The organism is uncultured Aquimarina sp. (assembly GCF_947492115.1).
Lineage (GTDB): Bacteria > Bacteroidota > Bacteroidia > Flavobacteriales > Flavobacteriaceae > Aquimarina.
Window position 1 is genome coordinate 1 of the sequence record NZ_CANLMM010000017.1, and the last position, 11,923, is coordinate 11,923.

Sequence of the window (11,923 nt, forward strand, 5' to 3'; positions counted from 1 at the left end):
AAACTTAGAGCCTTGTCATAGGTTACTTTTGTTTCCTTTCTCTTTCATAAATATCTAAAAAACAAATCTAAAGGAGCTTGTCGAAGTACATTTTTAGTTCCGCTACCGCTACACAAAAACACTCGATGTGACGATCAACTATATAAAACCGTCAATTCGAGTGCTTCGATTTTAGGAGAAGTGTATCGAGAATAGGTTTTAAGTAATATATCATCAATTCAAGTACTGATATAAAATATAACTCATAGACTGTAAAAGGCCTATCGAAAAATTGTTGTGAAATTTGAAGTCACACTGAGCTTGTCGAAGTGTTGTCGAAGTGTTATCAAAATGTTGTCGAAGTGTTGGCAATGAAAAAAAGAAAAGAAATTATATCAAATCGAAATAAACAAAATATTCCTATCATTCATTTCCATTATCCTGATTTTATGCACGCTTAAACTTCAAAACAGAACTTTTAACAAAAAAATTCCTTCGATTACGGAAATCCGTAAGGACTTCAGCTAGAGTAGATTTATGTTTGTATCGTCAAAAAAGGAAATACATACTTAATCAGTATACACATCAAAAAACGTAGCAGTTAAACAAAAAAGGTAATGGGAAAAAGGAATACGGATCAAGCAGTTATTAATGGTATTTTGAATGGGGATCAAGAAATACTAACTATTTTTTACAGAGATAATATTAGCTATATCCAAGGATACATTCTTAGACATAGCGGTACAATGCAAGATGTTGAAGATATTTTTCAAGATGCGCTGGTTGTACTCTACCAAAAAATTAAATCTGGAACTTTTGAAATCCGTGTTCCTTTAACTACCTATTTCTACGGAATCTGCAAAAACACCTGGAGAACCCGTTTACGCAAAAAACATCAAATCGTTTTCGACGAAACGATGATCGATACAAAAAAAGAAACAATAGATGCCATTACAAGTTCCATAGAAAATGATGAACGTGAGCATTTATACCGAAAACATTTCCAAAAACTAAGTACTAGTAACAGAAGTTTAATGCTCCTTTATTTTGAAGGAAAATCAGTAAACGAAATCTCAAAGATCACAGGATATACTCCAGGATACACCAGAAAAAAGAAGTTCGATGCTAAAAAGGAACTTTTAATGAGAATCGAACAAGACCCAATGTTCCAGGAATTGAGAGTTCCTGCGTAAATTTTATTTTTTACCAAGACAAACAATTACAAATAACTATAATACCAGAGCCAGATTACTACGAGTGATCTGGCTTTTGCAGTTAGTATAAAGAAGGTTAATATGGTGGAAAGACTACTTGTAGTTTTGATAGTATAATCAATCTAATAGATAATTCGCCGAAAAGAACTCAAAACCAACTCTTAACACGTATTTTTTTCAATAAAAAAACAAAAAAATCAAATTATTATTTCACTACGCAAAAAGAATGCGTAGTTACTTAAAACATTTGCATTGTAATTAACAACAAAATACGAATAAGATGAAACGAGCATTAAGAAATTTAAAAATTATTTCACAAAGGAAATTTTTAAAATTCTTAATGAGAGAACGAAGTGGTAACATACGTTCTCAATTTTATAATTAACTATTTATTAAACAATTATTAAAATTTAAACGTATGAAATTTAATGTATTTACAAAATCAAAAAATGAGGTAAGAAATTATCAAGGTGCAAAGGCATTTAGATTATCTCCTGAAATGGAATTGTACACGGCTGTTGTTAATTCCACTTTGGAAAAAACCAATTACGAAGCTACCAATGATCGATTAGAAAGAATTATCAAACTGGTTCAAAAAAACGATCCTTACTTTGTAGCACAGCTAGCTGTGTATGCAAGACAAAAAATGTATCTAAGATCCATTCCTATCGTATTGGCAGTAGAATTATCTAAGGTTCATAGTGGTGATAATTTGGTTAGCAAAACCGTAAATGGTGTGATCCAAAGAGCAGATGAAATTACCGAGCTTTTAGCATACTACCAATTTGCTAATCAGAGAACTGGAACTAAAAAGTTGAACAAGCTTTCTAAGCAAATTCAAAAAGGTATTGTAATGGCTTTAAATAAGTTTGATGCATACCAATTTGCGAAATATAATAGAAAAACTGAGGTTACTTTTAAAGATGCTATCTTCTTAACACACCCAAAACCAAAAGATAATGTACAACAATCCATCTTTGATAAGGTGATCAATGATAGTTTAGAAGTTCCTTATACTTGGGAGGTTGAGTTATCAACTTTAGGTCAGCAAAAGTTTGCCAACGATATCGAAAAGCAAAACGCCTTTACTGCAAAGTGGGAAGAGCTTATCGATAGCAACAAACTTGGATACATGGCGCTAATGCGTAATCTAAGAAACATCCTAGAAGCAGAAGTAAGTCATACACATATTGCCAAAATCGTTACTACACTTACGAATGAAAGTAATGTAAAACGATCAAAGCAATTACCATTTAGATTTATGGCTGCATACCAGGAATTAAGTGCGGTAAAATCCTCTTACACTTCATACATTTTAGATGCTTTAGAAAAAGCAATCCAAATTAGTGTGATCAATATGAAAGGATTTGAACTAGACACAAAAGTGATAGTAGCATGTGATGTATCTGGATCAATGATGCAACCTATTTCTAGAAAGACTAAGATACAAGCTTACGATATAGGATTAGTACTAGGTATGTTGTTTCAAAACAAATGCAAAAATGTGATCACGGGTCTTTTCGGAGATCGATGGAAACAATATGTATTACCAAAAGGTAATGTATTATCCAATGTGATGAAACTAAAAAGAATTGAAGGTGAAGTTGGATATTCTACAAACGGTTACAAAGTGATTCAAAGTCTGAATAACAACAAAACCAAAGTAGATAAGGTGATGATCTTTACCGATTGTCAACTATGGAATAGCGGTCATTACAATTCGGATAAGCATATTGAAACTGAGTGGAAAGCATACAAAAAGTTAGCTCCAAATGCTAAACTATACATCTTCGATTTAATGGGATACAATAGTGTTCCATTACAAGTAGAACAAAATGATGTATACCTAATCGGCGGTTGGAGTGATAAAGTTTTTGAAGTGCTAGACGCTTTAGAAAATGGAAACTCAGTAATCCAATATATCAAGGAGCAATCCTTATAACAGTAGTAAGCTCACATCTATGAATGGTGTGAGCTTCTTAAACAAGTTCATTGAAAACACAGAAAATATTGAAAAAACAAGTGCCGTAAAAAAGAGTTACTTCGTAACTATAACGGTCCTAAGGTAGCGTATCACAAGCGATTGTGTGAGCGAAGCTGGGTTAAAAACTAGCAGGGTGAAATGCATATATGCGCACATCTCTCTGAGATTTCGAATCACCGGTTCACTGTCCGCCTATGGCGGATAAGAACGACGCTCTTCTAAGAGCATCTCTCTTTTTGCTTTTTGCCTTGTTTTACATAAAAATATTAAAAGTAAGTGTCGTAAATAAGAGTTACTTCGCATTCATAACGCCGTGGTCGTGGGTTCGAGTCCCACTTCATCTCTGATGAATAGCTCAGTTGGATAGAGCGCGCAACAGTCTCTTATTGTTTTTTACCTTACTTCAATAAAGAATACATATAGTAAGTGTCGTAGAAAAGTTTTACTTCGTTGTCGAACTATTGGGGTCATGGGTTCGAGTCCCATTCTGCTTAGGCAGGTAGCTCAGAGAGGTTAGAGCACAATACATAACAGACTTTTTGCTTTTTACCTTACTTTTTAAAATATATTCTCTAGAACATAAAGTGTCGTAGACTAGTGTTACTTCGTAGGTTCGATTCCGAATTCCTCCACAAAAAACCATAAACACAACAAATATCATGGGGGAATTACGCTCAAATTTGGTGAGCAAGATTCACTAATCGCTTTTTACCTTTATCAAAAAGAGAATACCATATTACTATAAAGAGTGTCGTAGAAAAACGTTACTTCGATTCTGGTTCCGGTAATGTAGGTGCAACTCCTACCCTCGCAAGAGGTCGTCTAATAGTAGGACGCCGTTATAGTCGTTTTTTGATCATTACCTCTTTTTTTAAATAATAAAAATAAAACAAGTGCCGTAGACAAAAGTTACTTCGCACTTTTAATGCCGGTGTTGCGGGTTCGAGTCCCGTCTCTTCCACAAATAAACTTTTAGGTAAACCTAGAAGAATTCAATCTCGATTATCGAGAGATATTTAATTGGGAGAGTAGCTCAATTGGTAGAGCACGTATTTGTCTTTTGTCGTTTTTTGCCTTGTTTTTTTTAAAATAAAAATCAAAAAACAAAGAGTGTCGTAGAAAAGTGTTACTTCGCACCGATAGTTTGAACAATTTTCACTTTTCAGCTAGTTACCTCTTTTTTATAGCAGCATAGCAGAATGTGCCGTTTTGTAATCATACTTCGCTTTTTGGATAGGTTCATATGGGTTCGAATCCCATCGATACTAATTGATTATACACTTGTAGCCATTCTGTACTATTATTAAATAAAAAAGAAAACCAGGTTTGAACCTGGTTTTCTCGATTAAAAAAACATCCACTGACGACTGACTGGTCGATTATGAATTGAGGTATTATCTTTTTATAGCATTTATTTACATAAACAGGCTTATTGACAAAAACCCTAAAAAAAAAGTAAAAAAAATCACATTTATCTTTAAAGCACTGGTTTTACTCGTCAAAACGCGGTATATTTTATTTAAATTTATCACCTAATTTATCTAGACAACATCAACCTAATCAACATGAAAAAAGCTTTAGCCCTTATCGTAATTACCATCTGTATACTATCTTGTAAGAATGAAGGAAAGAAAGAATATTCTGATGAGAAAACATCCGAAACTACGAATGAGAAAACAACTACAAATAGTAATACCTCTTCTACTACTGCTGAATTATCCAGTATAGATTTTGCTAAAGAAGTAGAAAACTTCATTACCTGTAAAAAAACTGCTACCGAAAGAAATGATTGTAGAAATAGTATTACCAAAACTATTACCAAAGCTTTTGATCTCACCGAATTTAGTGATCCAAAACTTGGGTATGTCATATACGATAGTATCCGACCTATTGTAGAAGATTCCAAAAAGTGGTTACAACTTGGATCTATAAACCAAGAAAGCATCGATCAAGCATTGGCACATACCAATAGAGGAGGTTTGTCTTTAATCATTGATACTGCAGAAACCTATGGCCATGTAGTAATGATTGTTCCTGGTGATGCTAAAAAATCTGGATCTTGGGATATGAAATTACCAAATGTTCTTTCCTTGTCTAATTATAAACCTGAAAGTTCTTTTAGCAACAAATCACTCTCTTATGCCATGAGAAAAAGTGATGACTTAAAAATCTATGTAAGACAATAGAGTTAATAGTAACATTTAGATTTTTAGAAAATTTAATGATATTGTAAAATAGGCTTCTTTTTTTTGAAGTAAATCTATTTTTACAGTTAATTTTTTGCACACTATTTCCCCATTCATTTCTCAATCATAATTTAAGTTAATTTTTATAAAACCTTAAAAACAACACCTTGATTTTTAATGGTTTAAAACCTGTTTTATCCATAGATATTAGTAATTTGAAATCCGAAACTTTATAAAAAAGGCGTGATGACAAACACACACATCAACAGACGAGAATGGTTAAAAAAAGGAGTATTAACTTTGGGATCTATAGCTCTTATTCCTTCAGACATTTGGGCAAATACGGTTATCGAAGCTCAAAGGCATAATCAGAAGTTTTTATATCAGAATTCGTTGTTTGATGAGTTTACGCCACCAGAACTCCCTGATTTAAGTACCGTAAAAGCGCGCTTAATCTGGAATGAAAACCCTTATGGGCCTTCAAAAAAAGCTGCAAAAGCTTTTCAAGAACGTGTTTTTGATGGCAATCACTATTCTTGGAAAGCTTTGTACCAGCTGATAGAAAAAATAGCCACGAAAGAACAGGTAAAACCTAGTCAGATCATGATGGGGCCTGGTTCTTCGGATCTATTAGAAAAAACTGCATTGGTTTTATTCCAAGAAAAAGGAGGAAATGTGGTAAGCGCAGATCCTAGCTATATGTCTTTAGTCCATGTAGCAAAAGCATGTGGTGGTAACTGGAAGTCTATTAAATTGACTAAAGATTATCAGCATGATCTGGATGCAATGGAAGCAGCAATCGATGAACAAACCAAGTTAGTTTATATTACTAATCCTAATAATCCTACTGCTACTATTACCGATGCCAAAAAACTAAAGGATTTCTGCGCTCGAGTATCAGAAAAGGTTCCAGTGTTTATAGATGAAGCCTATATAGAACTTAGTGATGCTGGCCATAAAAACAGTATGGTTTCCCTAGTAGCGGAAGGCAAAAATGTGATGGTTGCCAGAACCTTTTCCAAAATTCATGGAATGGCAGGGTTACGAATTGGATATATGATGGCTTCTGAACCATTATTAGAAAAAATTCAAAAAATTACCAGAGGCGGAATGGGAATTACCGGCCCCACCATTGCTGCAGCAAGCGCAAGTATGGATGATACCGAATTTCTGGATTCTTGTAAGCAAAAAATTGCAGAAGGAAGAACCTACACCACCAATTTTCTAAAAGATATGGGAATAACATGTATGCCTTCGCAAACTAACTTTTTAATGTTCCCCATCGAACTAGATGGAAATGAATTTTTAGAAAAAATATATGCCGAAAAAGTAGTTGCTAGGGCTTTTCGGTTTTGGGATCAAAATTGGTGTAGAGTAAGTATCGGCACCATGGAGGAAATGAAAATCTTTACAAAAACAATCTCCCAAATCTTAGCTTAAACATATGGAAACCACCATTCAGAAAACCATTGTATTTGGGGTTTTTATACTAATTGGATTTTTGTTAAAACGCAAATTCACATCCAAAGCAGAAACGCAAGGATTAAAAAAAATAATTCTAAACCTTGCGCTTCCTGCTACTATTTTCATAGCGCTGATGGGAGTAGACGTTGATCCAAGTTTGTTAACACTGCCTTTTCTAGCTTTACTTTTAAATGGTCTCTTATTCTGGATTTTTCCCTTTGTATTACCCATGGTAGGTTTCAAAAAAAATACCTCAGAATATAGAACGTTACGGTTACTACTACCTTCTTTGGCACCAGGATTATCATGTTTTCCTTTTATTGCCGAAATATTAGGACCAACGTATCTCGCCAAAGCGGCTATGGCTGATCTAGGTAACAAAATATTTGTACTCATCATTCTATATTGTGTGGCTGTACATTGGTTTATGAAAGTATCAAGTAACACTGGTGAAAAACAAAGTGGAAAACTAAAATCACTGATTACTACTTTACTATCTGAACCCGTAACGGTATTGATCTTATTGGCTATCGGATTGTTATCATTTGGTTTTTCTTTTCAGAATTTACCTAGTATGATTCAGGATGTATTACAGAAATTAAGTCTGTTAATGACTCCGCTTGTAATGATTTTCATAGGATTATCTGTAAAAATTCGTAAAGATCAATTCATCAAAATAGTGTCTATTTTGATACTTCGCGCTGGGATCGTTTTATTAATTTCTGCTGGAATCGTTGGTGTAATGGGAATCACTATACGAGAGGAAATTTTATGGTTGATATCATTTTCATTAAGTGCTTGTAGTTTTTGGCCTTATGCACATATTGCTAGTATTAGCGAAAAGGAAAAAGAAGAACTTGATGATAGTAAAAAAACATTTCACAATGGATTCGCTATAAACGTTCTTGCGATTTCATTTCCATTATCAACGGTGATGATCATGAGTATCATGTTAAATCCATCGATGGTAGGTGATCCTTATCGCATTATTTTACTAGCTATTGGTTGTATAGGTATTGGAGTGATACTCACTTTTTGGGTACGTTATCAAGAAATTAAGGATGTTGCTAAACGCAATACAACCATTGGTCCAAAGCAAAACATCTGGATAACAAGACAAGCTTCTAAAAATTAACGACCCTCTTCTTTTTGAAAAAAAACCGATTTTTTTCTATTAAAATTATATTGCGCAAAATCACTGCGTAATACAACTTCATCTTTGCCTTGTTACAAATCAAAACTCTCTTTAGCATAAAAGGAAGTGCTGCGGAAAAAGACCTTTCACGTAACCGTGGAGTGATTGGATGATGTTGTTAGTGGCGTGCCCGCTAATGAATAGGTTTTGCAGAAGCACCGAAATACACAGGATGTAATACCAGTTCTGATGTAAGAATGCTCAGAGTAAAATATAGGTATTTTTTGTTTAGGCAAAAAAAGAAAATACAAGCATAGCCAAAGCTACGTTTACATTTTATTTTGAAGCATCAACGAGAAAGAGCATATTTTACTGAGTAGTTTTACGTTGGAAATGGTATCAGTAGGGAAGCGCATTTAGAGCCAATCTGTTCGCCAAGGCGAAAGTCCCAGTTCGAATCTGGGAAGAGAGACAAAAAACCATATAAAGATGAAAACAAGATTAGAAAACATAGAAAAAGAGCGCGGTGTACATATACCGTTTGCCTGTGAATCTGGAAGTAGAGCTTGGGGTTTTGCTTCACCAGATAGTGATTATGACGTACGTTTCCTATACACAAAGCCATTGGATTGGTATCTGTCTGTATCTGAGAAAAAAGATACAATAGACATCATGGACGGTGATTTTGATGCTGTTGGTTGGGAATTACGTAAAAGCTTACAATTACTAAAAAAATCCAATGTACCAGCAACGGAACATTTATTTTCACCTATAATTTATATAGGAGAAAATGAACTTCTTACAGAACTTAGAGAGATTGCATCAGAATGCTTCTCTCCTATCGCTAGTATGTTTCATTACCTAAGTATGAGTAAAAAATATGAAGAAAAGCTGGCCACAGAAACTATTAAATTAAAGAATTTATTCTATGCTTTACGAACGTCAATGGCTGGTAAATGGATTTTAGAATACAAGACCATACCACCAGTAGTTTTTAGCGAAATGTTATCTTTAGCTCCCGAGGATGTAGTTGAGGAAATCTTTGGCTTATTGGACATCAAAGCCAAAGAAAATGAAAGTTATATGCATCACAGAAATGAAAAAGTTATAGCTTTCATCTCCGAAACGATAAAGACAAATGATCGGTTTGCAAAATCTTTGCCTTCGGGAAAACCAGATCATGAAAGAATAGATGCTTTCTTATTTAAAAGTATCACTTCAAATTAATTCAATAAAGAGGTTGGATTAAACTTGTCGAAGTCCAATGATACTTCGATAGGTTTAGTTTGACCTTTAAAATAATATTATAAATACATGAAAACTGTAGAAGAACTAAAGACATCAAACGCCATTATATTCGAATGTATTAGTGGAAGTCGTGCTTATGGATTAGATACCGCTACATCCGATACTGATATCAGAGGGGTTTTCATTCTTCCTAAAGAGAAATTTTACTCTTTAGAATATGTTGGGCAAATCAGTAATGAAACAAATGATATTGTTTATTACGAACTTAGAAAGTTTATAGAGTTATTATCTAAAAACAATCCAAATATTTTGGAGCTATTGAATGTTCCTTCTGAGTGTGTTTTGCAAAAGCATCCTGTTTTTGACCAACTCAAAATGGAGTATTTCATATCCAAATTATGTAAAGACACCTTTGCTAACTATGCCTATACACAGATCAAAAAAGCCAGAGGATTAAATAAAAAAATTGTCAATCCTGTAGAGAAAGAACGGAAAACAGTATTGGATTTTTGTTATGTAAGATCAGAAAAGCAATCTATTCTTATCAAAGACTTTTTAGAGTTGAAAAAGCTAAACGATACAAATTGCGCATTGGTAAAAATCCCTCATATGAAGGATTGTTACAATTTGTTTCACGGAATAGATATGGGATATCAGGGTATAGCCAGAGAAAATGCAAATGACGTATGCCTAAGTTCTGTGCCAAAAGAAGTACAACCTATTGGAATGTTATATTTTAACAAAGATGGATACTCTTCTTACTGTAAAAAGTATAAGGAATATTGGAGTTGGGTAGAAAAACGTAATGAAGATAGATATAAAAACAACGTTGCTCATGGAAAGAATTATGATACCAAAAACATGATGCATACCTTTAGATTACTTCATATGGCAGAAGAAATTGCAAAAGAAGGTATGATCAATGTTAAAAGATTAGATCGTGATTATTTATTACGAATCAAAAATGGAGATTTTGAATATGATGACTTGGTGAGAGAAGCTTCAGAAATTAAAGATGAGTTAGAAGCATTTTATGATGAATCTAATTTGCCTGAAAAACCAAATCTCACTCAGGTAAATGAATTATTAGTGAATATGAGAGATAAATTTTACAATTAATTTTTAATACGCAAAACTATTGCGCAATACCATCTCATCTTTGCTTCATTAATTAGAAAAAAAATGAAAAATAAAGTAAACATTACAGGAAAAACATTAATCGATTTAGGTTTTAGATCTGGAAAGTGGTTTCCAGAAGCCATCGAATATATCAATACAAATCAGCTGGAAGATGAAGCGATGTTTGCCTATTTAGAACAATACAAACTACCTCCATTACAAGAACTACATATAGATCCAGTGGATTTTAACATCAATATCAAAGCAGAGAATGAACAAGAAGAAGACAATGTTACTGCTGTGTTAGATTCTATGAAAATATTAATGAAAACACCTACGGTTATAGACGGTGCGGTGATGCCAGATGCTTGCCCTGCAGGTCCTAGCGGAACCATTCCTGTTGGTGGTGTTGTGGTTGCTAAAAATGCGATTCATCCAGGAATGCATAGTGCTGATATTTGTTGTTCTGTGATGTTAACAGATTTTGGTAAAACAGATCCTAAAAAAGTATTAGATGCTGCGCATGCAAGTACACATTTTGGACCTGGTGGAAGACCGAGAGGAAAACAATACCAGTTAACAGATGAACTATTAGCTGAGTTTAAAAACAACTTCTTTCTAAACGAAGATAAAGACATCAGCATGGCAAGAGAACATCTGGGAACACAAGGAGATGGAAATCATTTCTTATTTATTGGTACCTCTTCAAAAACGGGCAATACCATGATGATTACACATCACGGATCTAGAGGTGTAGGTGCTCGGTTGTATAAAAAAGGAATGCACGTTGCGAATAAGTTTAGAAGAGATATTTCTCCAGATACTTTGAAGCAAAATGCATGGATTCCATTTGATACCGAAGAAGGAAAAAGCTATTGGTCTGCTTTGCAAACGATTAGAAAATGGACAAAACTAAACCATAAGGTAATTCATGATGCTACTTTAAACGCATTGGGAATGAAAGCTGAAAACAGATTCTGGAACGAACACAACTTTGTCTTTAAAGATGAAGATTTGTTTTACCATGCTAAAGGCGCTACTCCGCTTGATGCTAAGTTTATGCCAGACATTACCGGACCAAGATTAATTCCTTTAAATATGGCAGAACCTGTATTGATTGTGGAAGGTACTACAACGGACACAAATCTTGGTTTTGCTCCACATGGTGCTGGTAGAAATTTGAGCAGAACGCAGCATAAAAGAAATAAAGAAGGACAAACGAAAGAAGAGATCTTTGAAATCGAAACAGCTGGACTAGATGTGCGTTTTTTCTCCAATGAGATTGATATTTCTGAATTACCAAGTGCTTACAAAAATGCCAAAGCCGTAAGAAACCAGATGGATGAATTTGGATTAGGAGAAGTAATTGATGAGGTGATGCCTTACGGATGCATCATGGCAGGCGATTTCCAAATCAATGCTCCATGGAGAAAGAAAAGGAGAAGGAAATAATAATAATAATATGTTAGCCTGAGCTTATCGAAGACACTTTTCTAAAGCAAAGAAAACACTTCGATAGGCTCCTTTAGATTTGTTTTTTAGATATTTATGAAAGAGAAAGGAAACAAAAGTAACCTATGACAAGGCTCTAAGT

At 34.0% G+C, this 11,923-nt stretch carries 8 protein-coding genes; all 8 read left to right on the forward strand.

The window, feature by feature from the left end:
- The first annotated feature begins 596 nt into the window (after nucleotides 1-596).
- Nucleotides 597-1,172, forward strand: a complete 576-nt coding sequence (locus tag Q1A73_RS23905) for a sigma-70 family RNA polymerase sigma factor (protein WP_299611150.1) — start codon at nucleotides 597-599, stop codon at nucleotides 1,170-1,172.
- Between the two features lie 439 nt (nucleotides 1,173-1,611).
- Nucleotides 1,612-3,135 (forward strand): TROVE domain-containing protein, encoded by a 1,524-nt coding sequence (locus tag Q1A73_RS23910; protein ID WP_299611152.1) that lies wholly within the window; start codon nucleotides 1,612-1,614, stop codon nucleotides 3,133-3,135.
- Between the two features lie 1,607 nt (nucleotides 3,136-4,742).
- A complete protein-coding gene (locus tag Q1A73_RS23915; protein ID WP_299611154.1) occupies nucleotides 4,743-5,363 on the forward strand; it encodes a hypothetical protein in 621 nt (206 codons plus the stop codon).
- A gap of 246 nt (nucleotides 5,364-5,609) precedes the next feature.
- Complete coding sequence (locus tag Q1A73_RS23920) at nucleotides 5,610-6,803, forward strand: histidinol-phosphate transaminase (RefSeq protein WP_299611156.1); 1,194 nt, start codon at nucleotides 5,610-5,612, stop codon at nucleotides 6,801-6,803.
- Nucleotides 6,804-6,807: 4 nt separating this feature from the next.
- Nucleotides 6,808-7,962 (forward strand): permease, encoded by a 1,155-nt coding sequence (locus tag Q1A73_RS23925; RefSeq protein ID WP_299611159.1) that lies wholly within the window; start codon nucleotides 6,808-6,810, stop codon nucleotides 7,960-7,962.
- A 489-nt stretch (nucleotides 7,963-8,451) separates the two neighbouring features.
- Nucleotides 8,452-9,189: a nucleotidyltransferase domain-containing protein gene (locus tag Q1A73_RS23930; RefSeq protein ID WP_299611161.1), complete on the forward strand. Its 738-nt coding sequence runs from the start codon at nucleotides 8,452-8,454 to the stop codon at nucleotides 9,187-9,189.
- Nucleotides 9,190-9,276: 87 nt separating this feature from the next.
- Nucleotides 9,277-10,329 (forward strand): nucleotidyltransferase domain-containing protein, encoded by a 1,053-nt coding sequence (locus Q1A73_RS23935; RefSeq protein WP_299611163.1) that lies wholly within the window; start codon nucleotides 9,277-9,279, stop codon nucleotides 10,327-10,329.
- Between the two features lie 63 nt (nucleotides 10,330-10,392).
- Nucleotides 10,393-11,781 carry an RtcB family protein gene (locus tag Q1A73_RS23940; protein WP_299611165.1) on the forward strand — a complete coding sequence of 463 codons (1,389 nt, stop codon included), beginning with the start codon at nucleotides 10,393-10,395 and terminating at the stop codon, nucleotides 11,779-11,781.
- The last annotated feature ends 142 nt before the right edge of the window (nucleotides 11,782-11,923 follow it).

What these genes read in the sequence shown, in the direction of transcription:
- Q1A73_RS23905 (WP_299611150.1), top strand. Translation starts at nt 597, where the DNA reads ATGGGAAAAAGGAATACGGATCAAGCAGTTATTAATGGTATTTTGAAT.
- Q1A73_RS23910 (WP_299611152.1), top strand. Translation starts at nt 1,612, where the DNA reads ATGAAATTTAATGTATTTACAAAATCAAAAAATGAGGTAAGAAATTAT.
- Q1A73_RS23915 (WP_299611154.1), top strand. Translation starts at nt 4,743, where the DNA reads ATGAAAAAAGCTTTAGCCCTTATCGTAATTACCATCTGTATACTATCT.
- Q1A73_RS23920 (WP_299611156.1), top strand. Translation starts at nt 5,610, where the DNA reads ATGACAAACACACACATCAACAGACGAGAATGGTTAAAAAAAGGAGTA.
- Q1A73_RS23925 (WP_299611159.1), top strand. Translation starts at nt 6,808, where the DNA reads ATGGAAACCACCATTCAGAAAACCATTGTATTTGGGGTTTTTATACTA.
- Q1A73_RS23930 (WP_299611161.1), top strand. Translation starts at nt 8,452, where the DNA reads ATGAAAACAAGATTAGAAAACATAGAAAAAGAGCGCGGTGTACATATA.
- Q1A73_RS23935 (WP_299611163.1), top strand. Translation starts at nt 9,277, where the DNA reads ATGAAAACTGTAGAAGAACTAAAGACATCAAACGCCATTATATTCGAA.
- Q1A73_RS23940 (WP_299611165.1), top strand. Translation starts at nt 10,393, where the DNA reads ATGAAAAATAAAGTAAACATTACAGGAAAAACATTAATCGATTTAGGT.